Source organism: Niveispirillum sp. GW835-FHT14G11, from assembly GCF_058793615.1.
In genome coordinates, this window is sequence record NZ_JBXAFZ010000015.1 from 137,479 (window position 1) to 163,180 (window position 25,702).

A 25,702-nucleotide genomic window follows, 5' to 3' on the forward strand; every position below is an offset into this window, starting at 1 on the left:
ATTGCCGGTTATGGAGCGCACCATATGCACGCTGGATGCTATCGGTCAACATATTGGATGCAAAATTTATTGGATATGGATGTTGTTCTTGACGAAGTGGCGCCATCCGCACAGGATGCACACCGACGGATGGCAAAGCCCCGTCACTTCATTCAACAGCCCTATGGCGCCGAACCGCCCTTTGAATGCCTGATGTCAGGGCGTCGGGTCGGCTGGCGGCCATGGCGGCGGGGAGACGGTACCTTGTTCGATACGTTGCTCTCGCCGGCCCTGCTCGGGACGGCGATGGTCACCACCTTCATGGTGCTGATCATGACCAAGCGGATGTCGGCCATTGCCGCATTGCTGGTGATCCCCATCCTGTTCGGCCTGATCACCGGTGCCGGCGCCGGGCTGGGCGACATGATTTTGCAGGGCGTGATGCAGGTGGCGCCCACGGCGCTGATGCTGACCTTCGCCGTGCTGTATTTCGCCATCATGATGGATGCCGGCCTGTTCGACCCGCTGGTGCGACGGGTGCTGGCCGCTGTGGGTGACGATCCCGTGCGTATCGCGCTGGGCACGGCCCTGCTGACCACGGTGGTATCGCTGGATGGCGACGGCACGACCACGGCACTGATCATCATCACCGCCTTCCTGCCGGTCTATCGCCGGGTGGGGATGAACCCGCTGATCCTGGCCACCTTGCTGGGCCTGTGCAATTCGCTGATGAATTACGTGCCCTGGGGCGGCCCGTCGGCGCGCGCCGCCGCTGCTGTGGGCGCCGATCTGGGGCAGGTGTTCGCGCCGCTGATCCCGGCCATGGTGGTTGGCTTCCTCGCCATCTTCATGCTGGCCTGGATGCTGGGCCGGTCGGAACGGCGGCGGTTGGCGGGTGGGGTGGCCCTGTCGGCCGGCACCGGTACGCCACGTGCCCCGGTGGCAATGGACATTGAACCCGGCGTGCGCCGTCCCCGGCTGTTCTGGTTCAACCTGGCCCTGACAATGGGCCTGGTGGCGGGCATGATCTTCGGGTTGGCGCCGCTGCCGGTGATGATGATGGGCGCCTTCGCCATCGCGGCCACCGTCAATTATCCACGGCTGAAGGACCAGAAGGCCCGCATCACGGCGCACGCCGACAATGTCGTCAATGTCGTGGTGCTGCTGTTCGCGGCCGGGGCCTTCACCGGCATCCTGAACGGCACGGGCATGGCCGACGCCATGGCGAATGCCGCCCTGTCGATCATCCCGCCTGAAATCGGCCCCTACATGGCACCGATCACGGCCCTAGCCAGCATGCCGCTGACCTTCGTGATGTCGAACGACGCCTATTATTTCGGGGTGGTGCCGATCATCGCCACCGCTGCCGCCGCCTATGGCATCGACCCGGAAGTGATTGCGCGCGCTTCCCTGATCGGGCAGCCGGTGCATACGCTGAGCCCGCTGCTGGCACCCATCTATCTGGCCTGCGGCCTGCTGGGCGTGGATGTGGCCGATGCCCAGCGCTTCGCCCTGAAATGGGCGGTGCTGATCTCGCTGGTCGTGCTGGTCGCTGCCATCGCCACGGGCGCCATCCCGTTCCGGGCGGGCTGAGCCATGCTGGCCAAGGGGGGGCAGTGGCTGGGGCTGGCAGTGCTGACCGCTTTGCTGGTCGCCGGGTTGAAGGCGGCGGAAATGCCGGCGGCGCTGCTGCTTGGCCCGCTGCTGGCCGGGATCGGGTTCGGTCTGGGCGGGGTGGCGATCCGGCCGTCGAAATCGGCACTGCTGGCCAGTTATACCATTGTCGGCTGCCTGGTGGCCGTCGCCATGGGCCGGACCATGGGACCGGCACTGCTGGTACACCTGCCGGCCTTCCTGCTGATGGCGGGATCGACCATGCTGGTCAGCGCCGGTCTGGGCTGGATGCTGGGCAAGGGCGGCTGGTTCCAAGGCTCCACCGCCGTCTGGGGCCTGGCGCCTGGCGGGGCCGCCGGCATGGTGGCCCTGGCCCAGGAACAGGGGGCCGACGCGCGTATGGTCGCGGTGATGCAGTATCTGCGCATCCTGATGGTGACGGGATCGGCCATCGCGCTCGCCCATCTCTTGACCGGTGAAGCCACACCCCTGCACGGGGCGGGTTGGTTTCCGCCGCTCGACACCTGGGGGCTGGGGCAGACGGCGGCCTTGGCGCTGGCGGGTGCCTTGGTTGCGCGCTGGTTGCGCTTCCCGTCCGGCGCCTTCCTGGTGCCGGGGCTGGTCGGGGCGGCGCTGATGGCGGCGGGGTTGGCCAAGCCGTCAGTGCCGCCGCTGCTGGCCGCCGGGGCCTATGCCATCATCGGCTGGAATATCGGCCTGTCCTTCACGCGGTCGACTCTGGCCGACTGTGCCCAGTCGATGCCGCGCATCATCGCCGCCGCCATCGGCCTGATCGGCCTGTGCGCGCTGCTGGGCCTCCTGGTCAGCGTGCTCTGCGACGTGGACTGGCTGACCGGATATCTGGCGACGACGCCGGGCGGCATTGATGCCATCCTGATCATCGGCGCCACGGTGCCGGTTGACCTGCCCTTCATCCTGTCGGCGCAGGTGGTGCGGGTGATCGTCGTCCTGCTTGTCGGGCCGGCTTTGGCCACCTATGTGGCCCGCCGCCTGGCGTGAGAAACATCAAACGGGAGAAAACGCGATGTCGAACCTTGAGCAGATGTCGGCAGATGAGCGCAGGCTGCGCACCGATCTGGCGGCGGCCTTCCGGCTGGTGGCGCATTACGGCTGGGATGATCTGATCTTCACCCACCTGTCGGTGCGGGTCCCCGGTCCGGAGCATCATTTCCTGATCAACCCCTATAATCTGATGTTCGATGAGATCACAGCCTCGTCGCTGGTGAAGATCGATGTGCAGGGCAGGGCGGTGGAACCAACGCCGCACATGGTCAATCCCGCCGGCTTCACCATCCATTCCGCCATCCATATGGCGCGCGAGGATGCCCATGCCGTCATCCATCTGCACACGCCCCACGGCCAGGCCGTATCGGCGATGAAGGAGGGGCTGCTGCCCCTGACCCAGACGGCGATGATCGCCCATCACGATATCGCCTTTCATGAATATGAAGGCATCGCCACCGATCTGGATGAGCGGGAGCGACTGGTGGCCGATCTGGGCACCAAGAACATCCTGCTGCTGCGCAACCACGGTACCCTGGCCGTCGGTTCCTCCATCGCCACCGCCTTCCTGCGCATCTATTTCACCGAGCGCGCGTGCGAGGCGCAGGTGCATATGCTGGCGGCAGGGCGGGACAATCTGCACCAGCCGCCGGCCGGTGTGGCCGACAAGGTGCGCGCGCAGTCCAGCGGCCCCATGGCCGATATGGCGGCCGAAAAGCTGGCCTGGCCGGCGCTGTTGCGCAAGCTGGACCGTATCGATCCCGGTTTCCGGTGCTGACGGCGCCGGCCCGTGCGCTGGGGACGGTCCCCCTGCTGGAGACCGATCCCTGGTTCGCCGGCCTGCCGCCCGCCTGCCGGGGGTGGCTGGCCGCCGCCGCGCAGCGCCGGTCCCTGGCCGATGGGGACTGCGCCTACCGCGTTGGCGATCCGCCGGGCGGACTTTACCGCGTGCTGTCCGGCGGGGTGCGGCTGGTCTCCTACCCGCAGGGCGGAAGGCAATTGCTGAACGTCACCGTGCCCGCCGGCCGCTGGTTCGGGGTTCTGTCCACACTGGACCGCGAGCCGCAGCCCCATGATGCCGTGGCCGCCGGCCGCACCTGGCTGCTGCATATCCCACTCGCCGATATCGACGCCCTGACCGCTGTCACCCCGGACCTGCACCGGCACCTGGCCCTGCTGTCCTGCCGGCAGCAGCGGGCGGCCATCGATCAGGTCGGGGCTTCCCTGCTGCACAGCCCACCCGCCCGGCTGGCCCATGCCCTGCTGGACATGGGGAATGGTGGGCAAGTGATGGTCAACCGCGCCGATCTGGCCAGCCGCGTCGGCCTGTCGCGTGATGGGTTGAGCCGGCTGCTGGCCCATGCCGAAGGGGCCGGCCTGATCCGCAGCGCGCCCGGCCGCATCGATATCCTTGATCCGCAAGGGCTTTCGGCACTGGTTCGCTGACATCCAAATTTTTGCATCCAAAAACTTGACATAATGGATGCAATAAATCAGTCTCCCCTCACTGGCCTCACGACAGGCCGCCGCAATCACCTGGATTGAAAAAATCATGTTGGATGGTCCGATCAAAATCCTGGTCCCCACCGGGTCGCTGGGCGCCGGCGCGCGGGAGGAGGAGGTGCGGTACGGCATCGCCCGCGGCGCGCACGCCATCGCCACCGATGCCGGTTCCACCGACAGCGGGGCCGCCTATCTGGCGCTGGGCATCTCCAAGAACAATCGCGGTTCGGTGAAGCGCGACCTGACGATCCTGATGCGGGCCGGTGCCGATGCCGGCATCCCGCTGATCGTGGGCACCAGCGGCCAGGCCGGCGGCGACCGCAACCTGGACTGGACCCGCGACATCGTGCTGGAGGTGGCGGGCGAACTGGGCCTGCGGCCGAAGATCGCCCTGCTCTATTGCGAGCAGGAGAAGGAAACGCTGAAGAAATACAACGCAGCCGGCAAGATCCGGCCGTTGCCGCCCCTGGGTGATCTCGCCGATGCCACCATCGATGAATGCGACCATATCGTCGCCGTGATGGGGCCGGAACCCTATATGGCGGCCCTGGAATCGGGTGCCGACATCATCCTGGGCGGGCGCACCACCGATACGGCGGTGCTGGCCAGCTTCGCCCTGCTGAAGGGTGCCAATGTCGGTGCCTCCTGGCATGCGGCCAAGATCGCCGAATGCGGCGGGCAATGCACCGTCTCCCCCGCCGCCAGTGCGGGCATCCTGATCAGCATCGGCGATGACGGGTTCGAGGTGGAGCCGCTGTCGCCGGCCAACCGCTGCAACCCGGACAGCGTGTCGGCCCATATGCTGTATGAGAACAGCAACCCGTTTCTGCTGACCGAACCCGGCGGCGTGCTGGACGTGACCGATGCGGTCTACACCCAGCGGGACGACCGCACGGTGTCCGTCACCGGCTCGGTCTGGAAGAAGCAGCCCTATACGATGAAGCTGGAAGGCGCGGGCAGCCGCCGGTTCCAGACGGTGATGCTGATCGGCATCCAGGACCCGCATGTCCTGGCGGACGTGGATACATTCCACGACCGCATGCTGGCAGCCCTCTATGACCGGGTGCACAAGACCATCGGTGCTGCGGCCGGTGATTTTCACATTTCGCTGCGCATGTATGGCTGGAACGCCGTGTCCGGCGACCGCCCACCACCCGGCACCCCGGCCCCGCGGGAGATCGGCGTGCTGTTCGTGGCCACCGCCGACAGCCAGGAGACGGCGTCGCAGATTGCCAAGGCCTGCAACCCGTACTTCTTCCATTTCCCCGTCATCATGGACGAGGAACTGCCCAGCTACGGCTTTGCCTTCAGCCCGGCCGACATTGATCGCGGGCCGGTCTACGAATTCCTGCTGAACCATGTGGTGGAACTGGACGATCCCATGGAACTGGTGCGCACGGTTTGGATCGATATGAGCGAAGGGGAGGCGGCGTGATGGTCAAGCTCAAGGATGTCTGCCGCCATGTCCGGTCCAAGAATGCCGGACCGTTCTGGGTCACGTTCGACCTGTTCTTCGACGGGCCGGAGAAGTTCCGTGATTATCACGCCCACCCGGCCCTGGGCCCGGACACGTTCCACCGCCTCTATGGCGCCGACCCGGCCCTGGTGCGCCATTACCCGGTGCCCAGCCTGAACATGGTCAAGATCTCCCATGCCCGCACCAGCCCGCAGGGTGGTGTCGTGGAGCGCGACATGCATTGCGGCCAGCAATTCGTGCGGCTGCTGGATGTCGAGTTGGGATAGCGCCTTTCCACCCCGCTCCGGCGACAGGCCGGAGCGGGGATGAAGAAATAGTCGGGAGCCTCGCAGACAATCAAAGCCGGCGGGAAGGCGACAGGATGATCGCCGCCGCCGCGAAATCCCCGGGAGGGACGCTCGTCATCTGACGAGGAGACTAGATTATGCGGGGCTTTCGCCTCCAATTCCTGCTGGCCGCCCTGACGGCCGGCACCTTTCTGCATGCCGAAACCGTGCACGGGCATGAATGGTCCGGCAGTCTTGTCGCCGGCATCGGCGCCCGGCCCGACTATCTGGGTTCGGACGATTTCGAACTGACACCCTATGTCGCCGGCAACCTGTCCTACGGCCCCTATTTCCTGGAAGCCCAGGGGCAGGAGGTGCGTCTGGGCTGGGAGCTGACACCCGGACTGTCGTTCGGGCCGATGATGGATATCGGCGATGGCCGCGACAAGGGCGTGAAAAGCGACCGGGTCAGCCGCCTGCCCAAGATCGATGACGCGTTCGAGGCCGGCGGATTCGTCCGCTATTCCTGGCAGGGCATTTTCGACCGGCGGGACAGCCTGACCCTGGAGGCGACATATCTGACGGATGTGTCCAACGAGCATGATGGTGCCATCGGCTCGCTGGGCCTGTCCTATGGCCGCAAGCTGGGCGACCGCTGGTCGGTGGGCGGCGGTGTCCGCCTGACCTATGTCGATGACAAATATGCCCAGGCCTATTTCGGTATCGACGCGGCCGGTGCGGCGGCCAGCGGCCTGCCTGTCTACAATGCGGGCAGCGGCATCCGCGACATCGGCATCAGTGCCAAGGTCGGGTATGCCCTGGACGAGAACTGGAGCCTGCAATTGCTGGGCAGCTACAAGCAACTGACCGGTGATTTCAAGGACAGCCCCGTCGTGGGCCTGGAAGGCAGCGCCAGCCAGTTCTCCGGCGCCTTGGCCATCGGTTACCGGTTCTGAACCCGATATAAGCGACCTTGATCGCCTCCCCGGCGAAGGCCGGGGCCCAGGATCACAAGCCCGACCTGTCAGCCGCGTTGATCGATGCGGCTTAACGGTTTTCCTTGCGGCCCCTGGGCCCCGGCTTGCGCCGGGGAGGCGGGAATAGCGGCTTCTGTGGGTTGGACAAAACTTAGCGCGGGATCACGATGGCCTTCAGCCGGTGCCGGGTGGCCAGCACATGGCTGGACATCAGGCGCTGGGCCTCCTCCGCATCCTCCCGCTTGAACGCCTCCAGCACCGCCTCATGCTCCGCCTGGCTTTCCATTATATGGTCCGGCGGGGTGGGGGGCAGCTGGCGGTAACGCGGCGGGACGCTGGCGGCAATGCTGGGGCACAGCCGGGCGGCATCGCCCAGGATCGTATAGATCAGGGTCATGCGCACAGCATTGCGCAGCACCTCGTTGCGGGACGCCACCAGGATCGAGCGGTGGAACTGCCGGTTCAGCTCGTACCAGTCATATTCGATCTGTTCGGACCATTCGCCCTTGTCGACGATGACGCGGCCCTGTTTGACCAAGCTGGCCGATTGGCGCAAGGCGCCGGGTTCCCATCCAAGGTTGACGGCGGCGCGCGCGGCAATGCCCTCCAGCGTCGATCGCACCTCGATACTGTCGAACACGTCGCCGATGGTGACGGCCCGCACTGTATAACCCCGATTGACGCTGTAATTCACCAGCCCCTCGGCCGACAGCACGGCCAAGGCACTGCGGATGGGGGTGCGCGACACGTCCAGCAGGGTGGCCAGCGCTTCGGCGCGCAGCCGGCTGTCGGGCGCGATCTTGCCCGTCACGATCATCTCCCGCAGGCGCATCAGCACCGTATGGGTGGCCGGTTCCGTCTGCTGGGGTTCGGCCAGCGCGTCGTCGCGTTCAAATTCTTCGCTGTCCACCATGCCCCAGCCCCGTCAGATGCCCCTCCTGGCCGGTTCCCCTCCGGCACAGGTTGGGGGGACTGTATCGTTTCCCGCTGGGTTTGCATTCAAATAAAATGACAATTGATCCAAAGTGCCGCGACCCTGCTATCGGGGCGTGGCCGCCGCCGGCGTCGGGTAGATGCTTTCCCAGACGGGGACGGTCGGCACGGGTGCGGCCTTCATGCCCCAATGGCGCTGGAACCACGCGGCGGCATGGCGCACATGGTCGGCTACCTCCGGGAAGGCGGGGGTCCAGCCCAGATGCGCCCGGGCGGCGGACGCATCTGCAATCAGGATGGCGGGATCGCCCGGCCGCCGCGCCTCCTCAATGGCGCGGATCGGCCGTCCCGTCACCTCGCCTGTGGTGTGGATGATCTCGCGCACGGAGAATCCCTTTCCGTTGCCCAGGTTCAGGCGGATATTGCCGCCGCCATCCAGCAGCCGGCGCAAGGCCCGCACATGCGCGTCGGCCAGGTCATGGACATGGACATAATCCCGGATGCAGGTGCCGTCCGGGGTGGGATAGTCCGTACCGAAAATCCGGATATCCGGCCGCCTGCCCAATGCTGCCTGCAGCACCAGCGGGATCAGGTGGGTCTCCGGGTCATGGCGTTCGCCCAGTTCCCCATCCGGATCGGCGCCTGAGGCGTTGAAATAACGCAGGGCCGTGAAACGCAAACCGTTGGCGGCGGCCAGGTCGGCCAGGATGGTTTCCACCATCAGCTTGCTCTGCCCATAGGGGTTCACCGGCTGCCAGGGATGGATCTCCTTGATCGGCTGGTCCCCGGCATTGCCATAGACGGCGGCGGTGGATGAGAGGATCAGCCTATCCACACCCTGCCGCGCCATCGCCTCGGTCAGGGCCAGGGTCCCGGCCACATTGTTGCGGTAGAAGCGGCCGGGAGAGCGGACCGACTCCCCCGCTTCGATCAATGCTGCGAAATGCAGGACGCCGACAGGCTTGTGCCGGCGGAACACCCCGTCCAGGAACCCCGGCTCCTCCAGCGACCCTTTTTCCAGGGGCCCCCAGAGCACGGCTTCGGCCGATCCGTTGGACAGATTGTCGACGGCGACGGGCAGGTACCCGGCCCGCGACAGCGCCTTGCAGGTATGGCTGCCGATAAAGCCGGCGCCGCCGGTGACGATCACGCGCGGTGCGATCATGTGAAGGCTCCCTTCATCAAAAATCAGGACCATCGGTCCCCATGATGAAGACACCGCAGCGCAGCATGCGGGCAAGGGGCCAAGGGTGCGGCCACATATTGGTCACAAGCCGCCGCAGCCAACCCGGTGTTGTGATGCTGCCATGAGCGACAGCATTCTCCTTGCCGGCAGCGGCCACACAAGAGCAAACGTGCCCGTCCCCGTGACAGGCGCCGGCAATATCGACGTGCCCCGGCTGGCCGCCTTCTTCGCGTGCTGCGCCGCACTTTATCTCGCCATTTATGCGCTGGAGGCACCGGTCCGATATGGGCTTTATCTGGCCGGCAAGGACAGTTTCATCCTGCTGCGCGACGGGCTGATGGCCGTACCGCTGGTGCTGCTCTGTGCGACACAGGCCAACCAGTTGCGCCTGCATCCGGCCATCCTGGCCTTCGGCGTCGCCATGGCCTTTCACGGGCTGGTGCTGATCGGCACGGTGGGCAGCGTCACGGGTGCCGCCTATGGCGTGAAGGTGGTGATGAACCTGCTGTTCGGCTTCTTCGCGGCTGGCATGCTGATCGCGCCGCAGGGGCGGATGCTGCGCCTGTTCGCCCTGCTCTGGGTGCTGATCATGATCGGCATCATCCTGGATAAGGGGGGCATGGCCTTTCCCTGGACGGGCATGACCACCCAGGTCGGCGATCTGAATGTCGATGTGTCCAAGGATTGGCAGATCAGCGACCCGTTCGCCCGGCGCGTGGCCGGCTTCACCCGCAGTTCCATCGCTGTGGCCGCCATCCTGCCCTGCCTGACCATCGTGCTGATGTGCCGGATGCGCAGCCGGGGCTGCCGCATGGCCCTGGCCCTGCCGTCGGTGATCGGGGTGTTCCTGACCACGCAGAAGGGGTCGCTGATCGCCTTCCTGCCCATCGCCTTTCTGCTGTGCCTGCCCGCGGCCCAGCGGCTGGGCTGGCTGCGCGTCTGTTTCCTTTGCTTCCTGCTGCTGGCGGCGGGGCTGCCGCTGTTCACCCATGGGCTGCATCTGGACCATGGCGACGGCGTGTTCAGCATGGAATCCCTGTTCCTGCGCATCGCCTATACCTGGCCCGACGCCTGGGACTGGATTGCCCGCCACCAGTTGCTGGTGTTCGGCGTCGGCCTGGGCGGCATCGGCGGGCCGCAGCGTCTGTACGCGCCCAGCGCCTTCAACCCCGCCGACAATATCGCCGTCCTGCTCTACGCCTATTTCGGGCTGTTCGCTGTGCTGTATGCCGCCCTGGCCGTGCGCCTGGCGCTGAAGCCTGTCACCAGCGGCAGGACCCGCCGGGCCGAGGCGTCGGTGGCCATCCTGGCCTTCGCCGCCGGCTATGGCGTCGTGCTGTCGGTGATCGAGGATCAGGCCGCCTGCCTGTTCCTGGGCGCCGCCATCGGCACCCTGTGGCGTGAAACCACCCTGACCCGGCCTGAAGAGCCGCAGGCAATCCCCAGCCAGATGGAGGTCCCGGATGATCGGGAACAGCAACACCGCCCGGCGCCCAGACGTCGTCAGCTTCGATCAGGCCGGATTTGATGCCGCCTGCGCGCAGCTGATGCGGCAGGTCCTGGCGGATTTCAAGCCGGATGCCCTGATCGGCATCCGCACCGGAGGGCTGCATGTGGCCCACGCCATGGCGCGGTCGCTGGCCGATCCGATACCCGTGCTGTCCATCACCTGCCGGCGCGCCACCACCGCCCACAAGCAACGGTCCAGCACCTTGAAGTCGCTGGTGACCAGCCTGCCGCGCCCCATCCTGGACAAGCTGCGCGTCTGGGAACATGCCATGCTGACCCGCCGGCCCCGCCCGGTGGCCGATCAGCCCTATCATTTCGACCCCGAAGAACTGTCACTGCTGGACGTGTGGCTGGCGAAGGCCGGCGACAGCCCGTCGCTGCTGGTGGTGGATGACGCCATCGATACCGGCGCCACCCTGTCCCATGTCATGGGCCTGCTGCAGCGCCAGGCCCCGCAGCAGGCGCGGATCAAGTCGGCCGTCATCACCGTGACGACGCGCCAGCCCCTGATCCAGCCCTGGTACAGCCTTTATGACCGGCAGCTGTGCCGGTTCCCCTGGTCGCTCGATGCATAGCGTCGTGATCCTGGACCTGGATGGAACGGTCCTTAGCGTGAACAGCTTCCGGCTGTGGGTGGTGCAGATGCTGTGGGCCCGTTATCCGCATCTGTCCGCCGGCCGGAGGCTGGGCCTGGCCTTGCGCGCCGGCGGGGCGCTTGCGGCGCGCAAGGCCGGGTTGATTGATCACGAAACGCTGAAATGGCGCCTCCAGGGCCTGTGGCGTGAGGCCACGGACGGGGATGGCGGGGCCAGCGTTGCGGTATTGAACAATCGCCTTTACAGCCATGTCCGCCCGGAACTCGCCGCACTGCTGGCAGCGGTGGCCGATGGCCGCGTCGATGCCGTCCTGGCCACGGCGGCGGTGGCCGATTACGCCAGTGATCTCGGCCGCCTGCTGGGCGTGCCGCATGTCCTGGCGACACTCGCCAACCGTGCCCGCCATGTGCCCAGCAATGTCGGCCCGCACAAGCGCGACGCGGTGCTGGAATTCCTCGCCCGGCGCGGCTGGCAGCACCGGCCGCGCATCCTGTTCACCGATCATGAGGACGACCTGCCGCTGATCGCGGTCTGCGGCACCGTCTACTGGTTCGGCGATGACCACGATCTTTTCGATCTGGCCGGGCGGTTTCCCGGCACGCTGCTGCGCCCGGGTTCCCGGGGCGGCGAAATCCTGCCGCCCGGCGGCGATGAATGGCAAGACAGGAGGCACCAATGCTGATCAACATGTTCGACACCGCCATGGACAGCGACAATCTGGGCGACCAGTTCATCATGGACGCCGTCTGGCAGGAGGTGCGGGGACTGTTCCCGGATGCCGATTTCATCAGCACCCCCACCCATCGCCGCGCGACGCTGGCGGAACTGCGGGAGGGGCGCAAGGCCGACCTGTCCATCGTCGGCGGCACCAACATCCTGAAATCGCACATGCTGGTACGCGGCAACTGGAAGATCACGCCGCTGGATTACCTGAACTGGCGCAACGTCGTGCTGATGGGTGTGGGCTGGCAGCAATATGGGCGGGCCGGCGCCGATGCCGCCACGCGCCTGTTCTTCCGCAAGGTCCTGTCCAGGAACCTGCTGCATTCGGTGCGCGATATGCACACCTATGAGCTGCTGCGGCCGCATGTGCCCAACATCGTCTATACGGCCTGTCCGACCATGTGGATGCTGGACCGCGCCCATTGCCAGACCATCCCCGTGCGCAAGGCGCGTGACGCGGTCTTTGCCGTCACCTATTACCGGCCGGCCCCGGAACTGGACCTGAAGATCTTCGAAATGCTGCGCCAGCAATACCGCACCGTCTATTTCTGGCCGCAGCAGGAAGAGGACCTACCCTATATGCAGGAGATCGGCGCCACCGGCTATGTGCCCATCGCGCCCGACGTGGCCGCCTATGACCGGCTGCTGGAGATGGAGGATGTGGATTTCATCGGCGCCCGTCTGCATGGCGGCATCCGCGCCCTGCAGCATCGCCGCCGCGCCCTGATCATCCCCGTGGACAACCGCGCCACGGAACTCAGCGTCTCTACCGGCCTGCCGGTGGCCTCGCGTACAGAACCCGACGCGATTGAGAACTGGATCAACAATCCCCGGCCCCTATCGCTGACCCTGCCGCTGGAAGGCATCGTCGCCTGGATGGGGCAGTTCCGACGGGACGCCCCGGTTTCCGAACCGCTGGCGACGATGGCATCGTAAAGGCTTTTGCAATCGTCGGTTTGCAAGAAATTATGGAGGCGGCATCCGTGCCGCCTCCATATTCTTATCCATGGTATGCAACCATCTGACGGGAGCAAGCACATGGATGACGACTTCTGCACATGCCACGTGCATGGAAGGCAGCCCATCGCGTTCGTCTGCAATCACATCGTCGGCGTGCCGTGTCCTGGGACGGTCGGGTTCGTTTCCGGTGTGTCGGAGCATGAGGACGATCTGCGCGATGCATGGTGCGAAGCCTGCGATGAATATCTGCAGGCCAATGGCGGGGAATGGACCGACACCGTGGAAGTGCCGGATGGCATCGCCATCCTATGTGCCGAATGCTACCGCCTGCGTGAAGCCGATGCGCGATCAGCGGGCCGCCGCAGGCTGATCGAAGGCATCTAATAACGCGTCACTCCGCTGCCGCCATCCTTGGCCCGATCCCCACCGTCTTGCGGTAGATCTCCAGCAAATCGGCCACATGCCGGTCCCCCGACCGCGTGTCCGACCAGAAGGCATTATAGGCCGCGGTACCCACCGCCTGCACCTGCCCATCATCCTTGACCAGCTTCAGGCAGCGGGCCAGATCGTCCCCGTCGCCGCTGCGGAAGCGCCAGCCGGTCACCCCATCCTGCACCCGCTCCGCCGCCGCCGTGATGTCGCTGACGATGGCCGGCACGCCGCGCGCGGCGGCTTCGGACACCGTCAGGCCGAACGTCTCGTACCACAGGCTGGGGAACACCAGGCAGCGGGCGCGCGACAGATAGGTCTGGATCTCCGCCGACCCCAGCCAGCCGGTGACACTCATGCCTTGCATCGCTTCGATTTCGGCCCGCAGCGGTCCTTCGCCCACGAAGGTGACGGGAAGACCCAGCTTGGCCGCCGTCCACGCCAGCAGCCGCACGCCCTTTTCCTCATCCAGGCGGCCCAGATAGAGGATCATGTCGTTCTGGGCGACAGGGACGGGCAGGGCATGCGGCGCCTCCACGGGATTGGGCAGGCGGTGGATGCGGGAATGGGCCGGCAGATAGGGCGACAGGATGGCGGCCGACCGCTCCGACAGGGCGATATAATGCCTCACCGAGGCCGGGAAGCGTCCCGCCAGCCGCTGGATCCACCCGCGCCCCACCCGGAACAGCTTGTGCGCATGCCGGCGCTTGTCGCAGCGGGTGGCGATGCAGCCACCCGACAGGGCCTGGCGGGTGCAGGGCTGGGCGGTCTGATAGTTGAAGAAGGCGCCGTTAGGGCAGGCGGGGAAGAAATCATGCAGGGTGCAGATCACCGGCACCCTCATCCGTTCCGCCATGCGCACCGGTGCCGTGGTCAGGGCCTTTGTATAGCCGTGCAGATGCACGATGGTGCGGTCGAGCGGCAGGGTGTGCAGGATTTCCGCCACCCGCTTGGCCGCCTTGCCGTTCCACAGGCCCTGCAGCACGGTGGACGGATGCTTTCCGGCTTCCAGCAGCTCATGCTGACCCAGGCAATGCACCTCCACCGGTGCCTGGCGCAGCGCGTCGCAGACGGGGCCGACGGCGCCCACGAAGATCACCTTCACGCCGGACTGCGACAGGCGCACCGCCTCGTCGATGGCCACCTTGCTGGCCCCGCCCTGCACATGGCAGTAATCGTTCAGCATGACCACAGTGAGTTCCCCCGGCCACCGGGGCGGGGATGTGCGCGGCGGCGTCGGGCGACGGCCCAGTCGCTTGATCAGGCTGCGGCCCATGGCGATGCCCGGCGCCTCCACGAACCTCTCCGCCAGGAAGGCCAGCGCCAGCACCAAGACCACGGTGATCGCCACCCCTTCCAGTCCCGGCTCATAGATGCCGAACAGCAGGAACAGTTGGATCATCGGCGCATGCAGCAGATAGACGCCGTAGGAGACATCCGCCTCCATCCGCAGCCGAGGTGTCAGCAGCGCCAGCATGACCACCAGTGCCGCCACGATCAGTGGATAGATCAGCGGCGGGCGGGTGGTCAGCATGGCCGTGACCACGGCACCCAGCACGATGGCGATGCCCAGCCCCAGCCATTTGTTCTCCAGCCGCAACAGGTGGCGGTAGCGATAGGCGGCCACGCCCAGCACGAAGAACTGCAATTGCCCCGGCAACTGCTTGGCCAGCGTGTGATGGCCCGCCCGCTCCAACCCCCAATGATACAGGGCGGATGCCAGGAAGATCGCCACCAGCACGCCCACACCCCGGCGCTCGAACAGCCGCCAGAGGAAGGGGAGCATCAGGTAAAAGGCGAATTCGATCTTCAGGGTCCACAGGCTGGCATTGATGCTCTGCTCATACAGCCTGTTCAGCGCACCGGCGCCCACATCGTACTGCAGGAAGTTGGCAAAGGCGGCATTGGCCAGCAGATAGGTGCCCATGGAGCCCAGATTGCCCATGATGCCGCCCGGCGCCAGACTGCCCAGGATCAAGGTCTGTGCCGCGACCACGGTGATGTAGAGCGGATAGATGCGGAAGAAGCGTTTGATGAAGAAGCGCTTCAGGTCGGGATCGCGGTCGAAGCTGTTGGCCACCAGATATCCGCTGACCACGAAGAAGCATTCCACCGCCAGGGCGGCATAATTGAACGGCCAGGCCGGGGAATTGATGCCGATGAACAGCTTGTAATGGCCCAGCACCACCAGCAGGGCCAGGCCTTGGCGCAGGGACGTGAAATTATTGTCCGCGAACTTGTCTTCGGCTTGCATGTTCATGTGGCCAATCCAGATTGTCGCGGAAAAGTCCCATTACTTCGATGCACCTGCGAACGGCGCAGTCACGTAAAGGTTCCGTCTCTACCTGATTATTCAGGCATGGCTGTGAATGCGTGTTGTGACCTTGCTGTGACCCAGGTTTTTGTATGATGCGTGCGTGATTTCCCGATGTTATGCCGGGGGAGAACAGGACGGGACCATCATGACCCAGGAAAATACGGTCCCCATGGCGGTACCCGGCCGGTTGTCGCCTTTGTTCCTGGCGCGCCGGTTGCGCGACGGGCTGGCGGCCCGGCCCTTCCTGCGCAATGTCTCCATCATGATGACCGGTGCCGCCGGCGGGCAGGCGATCTCCATCCTGCTGGCCCCCATCCTGACCCGGCTTTATTCCCCGCAGCAATTCGGCATCCTGTCGGTCTATCTGGCGGCCTTGACCATGATCACGGTCGTCGCCTCCCTGCGCTATGAACTGGCTTTGCCGCTGGTGCGCCGGCAGGGGGATGCCATCAATCTGACCGCATTCTGTCTGTGCGTGCTGCTGGCCACCACCACGGCCCTGGGGCTGGCGGTATTCGCCGTGCCGGATGCGATGGTGCGGGAGTTTTGGCCGGTGCCGCTGGAAGGCGAACAGCTGACCCTCTACCGCTGGCTGTTCATCATCGGCTATGCCTGCCTGGGCGGCTATTACATCGCCCTGCAGCTGGCGACACGGGCCGGCGACTTCCCCGCCATCGCCAAGACGCGGCTGGCGCAGGGGCTGGTGGGGCCGGGCAGCCAGATCGGGCTGGCCCTGGCGGGAGCGGGCACGCCGGGCCTGCTGGCAGGCTCTGTCCTGGGCCAGTCGGCGGGCACGCTGGGCCTGTTCGGCACGGTGCTGGGCCGACGACGGCAGCGGCTGCTGTCCTGGCGCCGCATGCGCTTGCTGGCAAACCGATATATCCGCTTTCCCCTGATCGCCAGTTGGTCCGCCCTGATCGATGCGGCCGGCAGCAGCCAACTGCTCTATCTGCTGGTCGGGCTGTTCTATTCACCCTATATCGCCGGCTTCATCTTCCTGGTGGAACGGGTAGTATCGCGGCCGCTTTCCATCGTCGGCACCTCGATATTACAGGTCTATATCGGGGAGGCGGGGAAGATCGCCGCGACCGATCCCGCCCGCCTGATGCGCCGGTTCCGGCAAGTCGTGTCGCGCCAGTTCATGCTGGCGCTGGCCTGGGTGGTGGTCGCCAACATCGCCGCCACCTTCCTCTTCGCCACCGTCTTCGGATCCGAATGGCAGGATGGCGTGTTGTATCTGCGCGCCATGAGCATCGGCTATCTGGCCCAGGCGCTGGTGCAGCCCGTGTTCCACACCCTGCAGCTGCTGGAGAGGCAGGCGATGGCGGCGGGCTGGCAGGTGGGGCGCCTGTGCCTGACCGTCGCCGTCTTCCTGGGCGGCATCAGGTTCGGGCTGGATCCGCATTGGGTGATCACGGGCTACAGCGTGGCGCAAGCCGTTTGCTGTCTGGCCCTGCTGGTGCTGATGGCCCGTGCCATCGGCCAGCGCGTGGAAAGGGATGAGAAGGCATGAAACGGATCGGACTGATGTTTGCGCTGTTGATGGCAGGCCCGACGATGGCAGCACCCTATTGCGTGAAGGTCACCGGCATTCCCGACCAGTGCCTCTATGTCGATCCCGTTTCCTGCCAGCGCGAGGCCAACCGCGCCGGCGGCCGCTGCACCACCAACGCTCGGGAATTCGAGGCACCGGTCGCCGCCCAGCCCTATTGCTTGGCGACGACGGGCAATGTCATGTCCTGCGTCTATTCCGTGCATGCCGATTGCGAGACGGACGCCAAGCGCCTGGGCGGCGCCTGCATCGCATCCAAACGGTCGGCCAGTCCCCAGCCTTTGGACCGGCCGGGGCAGGACCCGTTTGCGGTGACGCGGCCGTAAACCTACGGCACATCTACCAGGTTGGGAATGAACCGCCCATAGCCCCGCTGCGGGAAGCCCGAAACGGGGATGGCGGCGCGCAGAGTGCTGGTCATGCCGGCCGTGGCGTCGCGGCCGACATAGACCTCGTACCGGCTGCCCGTGCGCAGCGATTCTTCGATGAAGCTGGCCGACAGCCAGGAATTGTTGTTGATGAAGGTCGGCACCGTCGCCGGTGCCCCGTCGCGCACCACATAGACCAGCCCGCCGAAAATATCGCTGCGCGCACCCTCGCGATTATCCAGCACCGTGCACACCCCTTCGGTCTTCAGCCCCAGGATCGACAGCGGGCTGCCGCGATTGATGATGCGGGTGGTCGTGCCCTCGCTGTTGAACTGCCGGGCGAAGACCGGCTGGGCGCCGGTGATGCGCAGCAGGCCGCAGCACATATTCTCCAGGAACGCCTTGCCGCCGCCGACCTTGCGGTCCAGCATGGTGGTGCCGGCGGTGACAATGTCGCGCATGACGATATCGCGCGGGCCCGACAACTCAATCGCCACCTGTTCGCCCAGGTTGGTATTGTCGAAGGCCAGTCGTTCCACGAACAAGGGCTGGCCCGCCGTGGCCGCGCGGAACATGCCGGTGGAGCGCAGGAAGGTGGGCTTGCGGTTCAGGATGCGGATGGTGGAATTCATGCCGACGATCCGCACCAGGCCAGCCGGCACATCGACCACGTCGCTCAGCGAATAGGTGCCCGTGGGCAGATAGATGGTGGCAGCACCCGAGGCGAAGGCGGCGCGGAGCGCCGGTGTCGCATCCTGCGCCGGGTCGCCCGTGGCGCCGAACCGGGCCACGCTGACCCATTGGTCGGCCGGTGCTTCCGGTGTGGCGGGTGCATCCTCCAACGGCGTGCGCCAGACCGGTGCTGTTGCCGTCTGCCAGTTGCTGCGGCCCTGCAGGATACCGTTCTGGACATTGCCGGCCAGTGACAGGCCGCGCACGCTGACGAACCCGTCATTGCGGATCAGGGCGGTCAGGCCCGGCACGGGGGCCGTCCCGCCCTCGATGGCCAGGAAAGCCTTGTCGCCGCTGTTGATGATGGCGGGGGCGGGGCCTTCCACCACCAGGTTGCGGATGGTCAGGGCGTTCTGGCTGTTGGCGATGGCGGCCTGCGTCTGGTTGCGTAGTTTTATATGTTCGAAGGTCAGGCCATATTCGGTCTGCGCGGTGGCAATGCCGGTGGCGAACCCGTCGATGGTCAGGTTGCGCACCAGGGTCGGGCCCGGCCATTTGCGGGTCATGGACAGGCCGACGGTGCCGCTGCCCGGACCGGCCTTCAGCGTGACATGGCGGATGGCACCGGTATTGTTGCCCAGATAATCGATGGCCACGGCACCTTGATTGCCAGCGCCGACATCGATGGTCATGTTCTCCACGAAATTCATATAGGCGTCGTTGCCTTCGCCGCGTCCCAGATAATCCTTGCCGCCATCGGCCGCCCCGCCGCGCAACAGCTTCGACGTCGTGAAGATCACCGCCTGCGGGCGCTGCGGATCGCCATAACCGGGCGCATTGTCGGCCAGCTTCAGCACCGTGCCGGTTTCCGATTGCCCGATCAGGACGAAGCCCGACCCGAAATTGCCATTGGCATAGCGCTTCACCAGCGGGGCGGAGAGGCGATAGGTGCCGTCGGGCACGAACACGACCTTATCCTGCCAGAACAGGGTGCCGGTATCGCCGCCGCTGGCCGCCAGCGCCGCCAGGAAGGCAGCGGTATCATCGGTGCGCCCGTCGCCGCGCGCCCCGAAATTGCGCACGTTCAGGGCGCTGCTGTCGGCCGGATAGGTTTCCGCGATGGCACCGCCCACAGGCAGCAGCATCAGGATGATGAGGGACAATGCGCGGCTATTCCGCCGCCACCGCCATGCCGGCACCCGTAAGCGCCAGATAATGCCGTTCATAATCATCAATCATGCGCTCCAGGCTGAAGCGTTGCGCCAATGCCGCCGAAGCGTCGGGCAGCAGGGGCAGGGCGTCCGGATCGCGGGCCAGACGCGTCATGATCGCCGCCAGGGAACCCGCATCGCCGGGAGGAAACAGGAAGCCGGTACGGCCCGGTTCGACGAATTCCGGGATGCCGCCGATTTCGCTGCCCACCAGACCCAGCCCATAGGCGGCGGCCTCCACGATGGTCACCGGCGCATTCTCATACCAGAGGGACGGCAGCAGCAGGTGGCCGGCCCGCGCCAGCGCCTCGGCCTTGGCAGGTCCGTCCAGGAAACCCAGATAGCGGATGCGCGGATCGGCCGCCACTGCCGCCCGCACCCGGTCCTCCAGCACGCCCTTGCCGGCGATGGCCAGTTCCACGGGCAGGTCGGCGGGCAGGCGGGCCATCGCGTCCAGCACCGTCTCCACCCCCTTCTCCACCGTCAGACGGGTCAGCATCAAGAAACGCTGGCGCGCCTCCGGCGGGCGCTGGCGGCGGATATCGACGGCGTCAGGGGGCAGGGGGATGCCGTTATGCACCACTGTGCCGGCCCCCGCCTGCAGCCCGGCCCGCTGGTGCATCTCCAGCAGGAAACGCGACGGGCTGGCGAACAGGTCGACATGGCGGGTGGTGCGGATGTGCCAGTGGCGGAACAGCCGGCAATGGGCACGCGGCCGGGTGCACAGCTTCCAATCCGCCGTCAGCATGAAGGCGCGGGGGCACAGCAGGTGGTAATCATGCGCCGTGTGGATCACGGGCACGTCCTCCTGCCTTGCCCGCGCCCAGATGGCGGCGGAGAAACCATCGATCAGGTGGGTGTGCATGATGTCGGGCCGATCCCGGTCCAGGATAGCGCCCAGCCTGTCGGCCGCCGCCCGGTTCCAGGCATCCTTGGCATGCCACAGCCATTTCTTCGGCCCCGGCTTCAGGGAGCGCTGGAACGACCAGTAAAAATTGGGCGGGAAGAAGCGGATCACCTCCACCCCGTTCTGGTGTTTCACCGGATAGGGTTCCATCTCCGGCCCGCAGGTGGACACCACTGTCACCTTGTGCCCGCGCGTCACCAGCCCTTCAGCCAGAAAGGCGACGATACGCTCCGCCCCGCCGGCCATCAGCGGCGGGTAGAGATTGTTCACCACCATGATGTGTAAGGGGACGGCCCTCGTCACAGCAGCTGGGCCATCCAGCCCGGCATATGGTTCTGGCGGTCGTGCAGCACGGCACCCAGGATGGGCCGGTTGCAGCGGGCCAGCAGCTCGCGCAGCCGGATGGCGGAGGACCGGCGGGTCTGCTCCGCCTCGATCACCACGATATTGCCATCGACATGGCCGGACAGGATGGCGCCCAGCGGTTCGGCGTCCGCGGGCGGGGCCACGACAATGACCATGTCGAAATGCCGGCAGAAATCATCGATCTGGCCGGCGATCTCGTCCGACCGGGCCGACGTGACATTGCGGCCGGACCAGGCGCGAAGATCGGCCATGTACATCTCATGATCGGGGATCTTCATCAGTTCCGGCTGGCGGGCCAGCGCGCGGACCACGCCGCCCTCGCCGGTGTCGGCCGCCGCCTGGGGCCAGGGCGTCCAAGGCTGGCGCGTGCAGTTCAGGACCAGCATCCGCTTGCCCAGGATGGAACTGGCGGCCCAGGCCATATCCAGCGCGATCTCCGACGCGCCGGGGCCGGCGGATGCGGCCAGGAACTGGATGGCCATGCCGCGGTCCGTGGACAGGACGGCATCCACCTCCAGATACAGCTCGATCAGGTCGACCATGGTGAGGTCCTCCGGTACGGGCCAGTCAACCTCCCGGACCGGGTGATCGACCCAGGGCGGGGGCGGCTCGTGGAACGGTTCCGGGGCAATGTTCAGCTTTGTCATTTTGCATCTCCGAGAGCCATCAATTGCAGGGGCGGGCGATGCGGCTGACGTTCGAAACTGGCCAGGACCGGCAGGTCCAGCAGATAGACCACCTGTTCGGCCGTGGTGAATCGGTCGTCGCGGGCCTCGCGCATCAGCACGGCGATGGTGGCCAGGATGGCACCACCGACCAGGCAGGCGAGCAGCGTGATCAGGCCACGCGGGCGCACCGTGCGATAGGGCTGGGTCGGCTCGCTGATCACGGCGGCGGGGGAAATCCGCTCGTCGTTCAGGTTGCCTTTGACGCGGGCATTGGCATGCTGCATCGACAGCGACCGGTACGCTTCCTCCTTGATCTGGTATTCCCGCACCAGATTGTCGAACGTGCCGCGGTTGCTCCGCAGTTCCGCCAGACGCTGATCCAGCGCCGCGATCTGCCCGCCCAGGATTGCCACGGGCTGGGCATTGCCCTCCACGTCAGCGCTGGCGCGCAGATAATCGGTCTGCAAGGTCTGATAGACGCTGTTGGTGGTGGTGGCCGACCGGCGCTCCAGCTCGTTGCGCCGCGCCGCCACTTCCTTCTCCGCCGTCGCGATGCCGGCCTTCAGGGCTGCCATGGCCGGCCCGTCGGGATTATAGGTGGCGACCATCTGGCTGCGCTTCATCTTCAGTTCCAGCAGCCGGGACTGGGCCTCGTCCAGCGCCCGGTATTTCTCGCCATTGGCGGTCTCCGGCACCTTTTCCGGCACTTTCTGCATCAGCTGTTCCAGGCCGCGCTTGCGTTCCTGCGACTGGGCCAATGCTGCGCGCGCGGCGTGCAGGCTGGTATCCAGCTCGCCGCGCTGGGCCAGCAGATCCTCCACCTCGCGGTCGAAGGAACTGATCCGCCACTGGTCCTTGAACGTCTCCAGCGTGGTCTGCGCCGTGGTCAGCTGCTCGCCGGCCTGACGCACCTCGCTGGCCAGGAAACCCTCATGCGGGTTGTGATAGATCTGGGTCTGGCGGCCGACATAAAGGTCGATCAGCTTGCGCACCAGCTTGGGCACCATCTGCTTGTCGGGATGGCGCAGCGACAGGGTGATGATATTGTCCTGCGCGCCGACTTCTGCCGCCAGATCATCCTGCAGGCGGCGCACGGCGGCGTCCATGGCCGTGCCGCTGGACGGCGGCTCCTCGGCCAGGTCGGGATAGACACTGGCAAGGCCCACCGCCTCGATCGTGGCGCGGGCCAGATCGTGGCTGTGCAGGATGGCGGCGTGGGCCAGCACGATCTCGCGCCGGTCCGACGGGGTCAGTTCGGTGGCCGGCCCGCGCTCCACCTCCGGCGCCGACCAGCGGCCGAAGGTGACCACTAGCTCGGCCACGGATTCATATTTCCGGGTGGCGAAGGTCAGGTAAACGACGCCCATCAGCATGACGCAAAGGAACACGGCCATGAACAGCCGCCAGCGCTTGCAGATGGTGATCAGGATGCCGTGGGGGAGCGCTGTCGCGTACATCGGCCTTCTCCGGCGGGAGGGACTGACATCACCTTCAATTGTTCGAAGGATTGATGTTGTAGGTGAAGCCCCAGTTGAAGGGCACGAACTGCTGCACGAACTGATTCCAGAACGTATAGGCCTCATAGACCCCCGTGCGGGGCACATAGACCACGTCATACTGGGCCAGCCGGACATCGGCGGCGGGGTTCTTGCCGGAGATGACCGACATGTAATCCACGGCCAGCGCTTCCGGCTTGTCGCCTTCACCCCGGCGCAGAATGAAGATATTCTCCCGCGAGGCGGAGAGCTTCACGCCGCCGGCCCGCGCCACGGCCTGACTAACGGTGAGGTTGGGGCCTACGGTGATGAATTCGCCGGGGGTTCCCACTTCGCCCGCCACATAGACGCGGTTGGGCGCGAAAGTATGGACGATCACGGTGATCTGCGGATCGCTCAGCAGCGCGCGGTATTTCTCGCGCAGCGTGGCAGAAATCTCCGATGGCGCCCGGTTATAGGCCATCACATCCTCGGCGATGGCGGTGGAGATCATGCCGTCGGGGCGGACCACCACCTCCTCGTTCAGCTCGGGATTAAGGTAGAGGCGCACATGCAGCATATCGCCGACCTGCACCTTGTATCCCGGCAGCGTGGCAGCATTGCCGGCCACCGGGGTTGCGACCTGGGGGGCGGGCGGCAGGTTGGCCTGCCGCTGCGCGCAGCCGCCCAGCGGTCCGGCCAGCAGCAGCGCCACGGATAATCTTGTTATGTTCTTGGGCGTCGGCATGGCGTCACCATTGTGTCCGTTGCTCAATACGCGCCATCGCGGCGCAGCACGACGGAGGGCGTTTTCAGCAGAACACGCAGATCGGACAGAAAGGTCCAGTTGCGGGCATATTCCTTGTCTAGCGCCACGCGCTCGCCATATCCGGTGTCGTTGCGGCCGCTGATCTGCCACATGCCGGTGATGCCGGGGCGGCAGCGTATATAATCGTGGAAGGCGGCGCCATAGCGGCGCACCTCGTCCTGGACGATGGGGCGCGGGCCCACCAGGCTCATGTCGCCGGCCAGCACGTTCAGCAGTTGCGGCAGCTCGTCCAGGCTGGTGGTGCGCAGGAAACGGCCGATCTTCGTGACGCGGGGATCATCGCGCAGCTTGAAATCGCGCTCCCACTCCTCGCGGGCCTTCGGGTCGGTGGCCAGCAGGCGCGCCAGCACGGCCTCGGCATTGGGCACCATGGTGCGGAATTTCCAGCATTTGAAGGGCTGGCCCCGTGCGCCGATGCGGCGATGGCCAAACAGCATCGGCCCGCCATCGCGCTTGGCCATCACGGCCAGGATCAGGAACATTGGCGACAGTAGCGCCAGCAGCGTTCCCGCCGCTGCAATATCGAACATCCGCTTGCTGATCCGGGTCGCCGGTTCGCGCAGCGTCCGTGTCCGGGGCTCGCGGGTCTGGCGCTGGTCGATGGCGGCCGCGTGAAGGCGATGCCAGTCATAGCCGCGGCCTGAATGGGCCGACCCGGTCAGCACAGTTTGACGCTGGAAGGTGCCGGTAAGGGATTGCGGTGCCATGATGCACTCCATCATCTGAGGTTGAGCGCAGCCATTACCTGCGAATACATTCGCAAGTTGCCGGTACTATTGGTTGTTTGCGTCCTTCTTGACTTTCATGACCATAACAACGGGCACGAAGTTTCGGCCTGTGGTCAATCTGTGGCCGGCGCATGTTGCACCGCATCAAAGCCTAGGAAGTTGTGTCCGCTCCCACGCGGGTCAGGACAATGCCGGCCACCTGGCCGCGGACCTTGCGCAGGCGGGTCAGGGCACCGATGGCCCGTCCGCGCCGCGTGTGCTTCCAGCGGATGGCAAACAGGATGCGGTCCACGACCCGCGACAGCAGCAGCACGTCAGTGGCCGCCAGCACGGGCGGCAGGTCGATCAGCACCAGTTCATAACTGCCGGTCAGGTCCGACAGCAGGCGTTTCATGGGATCGGACAGCAGGCGTCTTACCCCCAGCCGCCCGACACCAGCCGTGATCAGGTCCAGGCCGGAGACAGGGTCGGTACGCACCACCTCGTCCAGCCCCGGCGGGCGGGGGCTCAGCAGTTCCGCCAGCCCCTGCACGTTCGGCACCTGGAACAACCGGTGCTGGTCGGGATGGCGCCAGTCGGCATCGATCAACAGCACGCGGTGCCCCCGGCTGGCCAGCAGGCGGCCCAAGGTGGCGGCAAGCAGCGACCGTCCTTCCCCGGCCTCCGCCGATCCCAAAGCCACCGTCAAGGGCGGGCCGGCCGGGCTGGTGGCCAGCAGGGTGGTGTAGAGCCTGCGCAAGCTGCCGGCCAGGGGGCTGGCCGGATCGCGCAGCGCCTGGGCCATGGCCGTGTCGGCATCGGGCAGTTCGGGCAGCGAGGCCATGACGCTGAGGTCGGTGGCGGCCTCGATCTCGTCGGGCCGCTGGAAATCACGGGGCCCCCTGGGGCCGCGCGACAGCCGCAGGCCGGCCAGCAGCACCGCCACCCCGCCGACCACACCGACGGTGACATCCAGCCACCCTCCAGCGCCAAGGCCGGACAGCAAGGCAATCGCGGCAACAGCCGGCAGACGCAAGCGCCCTGACGATGCCGTCATCTCAGGCTTGGGCGGGGGACTGCGGCGGTCTGCCACGTCGCCGCCACGAAGGGGGGAGGCAATGGCGCACATCCGGTTCCGGGCGGGGGAGGGGCGGTATCATCATCCGTCCGGCACGCCTGGGCGTACCGCCGGCTTTCGTGGCCGGGCCTCCCGTTTCCCGCCACCAGGGTCAGAGTGCGTGACCAAGGTGGCGGCTGCCAGTGACCATGCTGTGTCCGTGTAAGGCGACTTGGCCACTGGGCGGAGGCTTCTGCGAAGGTTTGGGCTGCAGGGTTGCCTGCGATATCCACCGTCACCCCGGCGAAAGCCGGGGCCCAGCGTAAGGCGCGGTCAGCGCCAACATGACTCATGCCGCGGCTATCGCCGCTTCACTGGGCCCCGGCCTTCGCCGGGGT

Annotated in this window: 24 protein-coding genes; 14 read left to right on the forward strand and 10 right to left on the reverse strand. The window is 66.1% G+C overall.

Translation table 11 applies throughout. The features are described from left to right. The first annotated feature begins 243 nt into the window (after nt 1-243). The 7 genes from AC1Q7F_RS25070 to AC1Q7F_RS25100 all read left to right on the forward strand — a co-directional run bounded on the left by AC1Q7F_RS25070 (nt 244) and on the right by AC1Q7F_RS25100 (nt 6,818). Nucleotides 244-1,572, forward strand: coding sequence for a CitMHS family transporter (locus AC1Q7F_RS25070; RefSeq protein WP_492511277.1), 1,329 nt, complete (start codon nt 244-246; stop codon nt 1,570-1,572). Nucleotides 1,573-1,575: 3 nt separating this feature from the next. Next, entirely contained in the window at nt 1,576-2,613 is a 1,038-nt protein-coding gene (locus AC1Q7F_RS25075; protein ID WP_492511278.1) for an AbrB family transcriptional regulator, read from the forward strand. A 25-nt stretch (nt 2,614-2,638) separates the two neighbouring features. Further along, nucleotides 2,639-3,394: a class II aldolase/adducin family protein gene (locus tag AC1Q7F_RS25080; RefSeq protein ID WP_492511279.1), complete on the forward strand. Its 756-nt coding sequence runs from the start codon at nt 2,639-2,641 to the stop codon at nt 3,392-3,394. Then, nucleotides 3,388-4,062, forward strand: coding sequence for a Crp/Fnr family transcriptional regulator (locus tag AC1Q7F_RS25085; RefSeq protein WP_492511280.1), 675 nt, complete (start codon nt 3,388-3,390; stop codon nt 4,060-4,062). The genes AC1Q7F_RS25080 and AC1Q7F_RS25085 overlap by 7 nt, the downstream gene beginning before the upstream one ends. A gap of 106 nt (nt 4,063-4,168) precedes the next feature. Continuing rightward, nucleotides 4,169-5,554 carry an acyclic terpene utilization AtuA family protein gene (locus AC1Q7F_RS25090; RefSeq protein WP_492511281.1) on the forward strand — a complete coding sequence of 462 codons (1,386 nt, stop codon included), beginning with the start codon at nt 4,169-4,171 and terminating at the stop codon, nt 5,552-5,554. After that, nucleotides 5,554-5,862 carry a DUF4387 domain-containing protein gene (locus AC1Q7F_RS25095; RefSeq protein WP_492511282.1) on the forward strand — a complete coding sequence of 103 codons (309 nt, stop codon included), beginning with the start codon at nt 5,554-5,556 and terminating at the stop codon, nt 5,860-5,862. Before AC1Q7F_RS25090 ends, AC1Q7F_RS25095 begins: the two co-directional genes overlap by 1 nt. A gap of 158 nt (nt 5,863-6,020) precedes the next feature. After that, a complete protein-coding gene (locus AC1Q7F_RS25100) occupies nt 6,021-6,818 on the forward strand; it encodes a MipA/OmpV family protein (RefSeq protein ID WP_492511283.1) in 798 nt (265 codons plus the stop codon). A 172-nt stretch (nt 6,819-6,990) separates the two neighbouring features. On the opposite strand, the gene AC1Q7F_RS25105 is transcribed toward AC1Q7F_RS25100, so the two are convergent. Together AC1Q7F_RS25105 and galE are read right to left on the reverse strand one after the other, a co-directional pair. Then, nucleotides 6,991-7,752: a GntR family transcriptional regulator gene (locus AC1Q7F_RS25105; RefSeq protein ID WP_492511284.1), complete on the reverse strand. Its 762-nt coding sequence runs from the start codon at nt 7,750-7,752 to the stop codon at nt 6,991-6,993. 126 nt (nt 7,753-7,878) lie between these two features. Next, the gene (galE, locus tag AC1Q7F_RS25110) at nt 7,879-8,937 is read right to left on the reverse strand and encodes a UDP-glucose 4-epimerase GalE (RefSeq protein ID WP_492511285.1); all 1,059 of its coding nucleotides are present in this window, start codon (nt 8,935-8,937) and stop codon (nt 7,879-7,881) included. Nucleotides 8,938-9,079: 142 nt separating this feature from the next. Between galE and AC1Q7F_RS25115 the strand changes: the two genes are divergently transcribed. From AC1Q7F_RS25115 to AC1Q7F_RS25135, 5 genes are all read left to right on the forward strand, one after another. Continuing rightward, entirely contained in the window at nt 9,080-10,486 is a 1,407-nt protein-coding gene (locus AC1Q7F_RS25115; RefSeq protein ID WP_492511286.1) for a hypothetical protein, read from the forward strand. Beyond that, nucleotides 10,422-11,042 carry a phosphoribosyltransferase gene (locus AC1Q7F_RS25120; RefSeq protein ID WP_492511287.1) on the forward strand — a complete coding sequence of 207 codons (621 nt, stop codon included), beginning with the start codon at nt 10,422-10,424 and terminating at the stop codon, nt 11,040-11,042. Before AC1Q7F_RS25115 ends, AC1Q7F_RS25120 begins: the two co-directional genes overlap by 65 nt. Then, entirely contained in the window at nt 11,035-11,745 is a 711-nt protein-coding gene (locus AC1Q7F_RS25125) for a haloacid dehalogenase-like hydrolase (RefSeq protein ID WP_492511288.1), read from the forward strand. Before AC1Q7F_RS25120 ends, AC1Q7F_RS25125 begins: the two co-directional genes overlap by 8 nt. Then, nucleotides 11,739-12,722 (forward strand): polysaccharide pyruvyl transferase family protein, encoded by a 984-nt coding sequence (locus AC1Q7F_RS25130; protein WP_492511289.1) that lies wholly within the window; start codon nt 11,739-11,741, stop codon nt 12,720-12,722. The genes AC1Q7F_RS25125 and AC1Q7F_RS25130 overlap by 7 nt, the downstream gene beginning before the upstream one ends. 102 nt (nt 12,723-12,824) lie before the next feature. Beyond that, nucleotides 12,825-13,130, forward strand: coding sequence for a hypothetical protein (locus AC1Q7F_RS25135; protein WP_492511290.1), 306 nt, complete (start codon nt 12,825-12,827; stop codon nt 13,128-13,130). A 7-nt stretch (nt 13,131-13,137) separates the two neighbouring features. On the opposite strand, the gene AC1Q7F_RS25140 is transcribed toward AC1Q7F_RS25135, so the two are convergent. After that, complete coding sequence (locus AC1Q7F_RS25140) at nt 13,138-15,435, reverse strand: acyltransferase family protein (protein WP_492511291.1); 2,298 nt, start codon at nt 15,433-15,435, stop codon at nt 13,138-13,140. A gap of 202 nt (nt 15,436-15,637) precedes the next feature. Between AC1Q7F_RS25140 and AC1Q7F_RS25145 the strand changes: the two genes are divergently transcribed. Together AC1Q7F_RS25145 and AC1Q7F_RS25150 are read left to right on the forward strand one after the other, a co-directional pair. Next, a complete protein-coding gene (locus AC1Q7F_RS25145) occupies nt 15,638-17,005 on the forward strand; it encodes an oligosaccharide flippase family protein (RefSeq protein ID WP_492511292.1) in 1,368 nt (455 codons plus the stop codon). Continuing rightward, nucleotides 17,002-17,370 carry a hypothetical protein gene (locus AC1Q7F_RS25150; protein WP_492511293.1) on the forward strand — a complete coding sequence of 123 codons (369 nt, stop codon included), beginning with the start codon at nt 17,002-17,004 and terminating at the stop codon, nt 17,368-17,370. The genes AC1Q7F_RS25145 and AC1Q7F_RS25150 overlap by 4 nt, the downstream gene beginning before the upstream one ends. 2 nt (nt 17,371-17,372) lie before the next feature. On the opposite strand, the gene AC1Q7F_RS25155 is transcribed toward AC1Q7F_RS25150, so the two are convergent. The 7 genes from AC1Q7F_RS25155 to AC1Q7F_RS25185 all read right to left on the reverse strand — a co-directional run bounded on the left by AC1Q7F_RS25155 (nt 17,373) and on the right by AC1Q7F_RS25185 (nt 25,304). After that, nucleotides 17,373-19,247 (reverse strand): glycosyl hydrolase family 28-related protein, encoded by a 1,875-nt coding sequence (locus AC1Q7F_RS25155; RefSeq protein ID WP_492511294.1) that lies wholly within the window; start codon nt 19,245-19,247, stop codon nt 17,373-17,375. Nucleotides 19,248-19,254: 7 nt separating this feature from the next. Continuing rightward, a complete protein-coding gene (locus AC1Q7F_RS25160) occupies nt 19,255-20,505 on the reverse strand; it encodes a glycosyltransferase family 4 protein (protein WP_492511295.1) in 1,251 nt (416 codons plus the stop codon). After that, the gene (locus tag AC1Q7F_RS25165) at nt 20,502-21,215 is read right to left on the reverse strand and encodes a P-loop NTPase family protein (protein ID WP_492511296.1); all 714 of its coding nucleotides are present in this window, start codon (nt 21,213-21,215) and stop codon (nt 20,502-20,504) included. The genes AC1Q7F_RS25160 and AC1Q7F_RS25165 overlap by 4 nt, the downstream gene beginning before the upstream one ends. Then, nucleotides 21,212-22,693, reverse strand: coding sequence for a GumC family protein (locus AC1Q7F_RS25170; RefSeq protein WP_492511297.1), 1,482 nt, complete (start codon nt 22,691-22,693; stop codon nt 21,212-21,214). Before AC1Q7F_RS25170 ends, AC1Q7F_RS25165 begins: the two co-directional genes overlap by 4 nt. Before the next feature lie 34 nt (nt 22,694-22,727). After that, nucleotides 22,728-23,459: a polysaccharide biosynthesis/export family protein gene (locus AC1Q7F_RS25175; protein WP_492511298.1), complete on the reverse strand. Its 732-nt coding sequence runs from the start codon at nt 23,457-23,459 to the stop codon at nt 22,728-22,730. A 23-nt stretch (nt 23,460-23,482) separates the two neighbouring features. Further along, the gene (locus AC1Q7F_RS25180; protein WP_492511299.1) at nt 23,483-24,247 is read right to left on the reverse strand and encodes a sugar transferase; all 765 of its coding nucleotides are present in this window, start codon (nt 24,245-24,247) and stop codon (nt 23,483-23,485) included. Nucleotides 24,248-24,419: 172 nt separating this feature from the next. Continuing rightward, nucleotides 24,420-25,304: a CpsD/CapB family tyrosine-protein kinase gene (locus AC1Q7F_RS25185; RefSeq protein ID WP_492511300.1), complete on the reverse strand. Its 885-nt coding sequence runs from the start codon at nt 25,302-25,304 to the stop codon at nt 24,420-24,422. Nucleotides 25,305-25,702 lie beyond the last annotated feature (398 nt).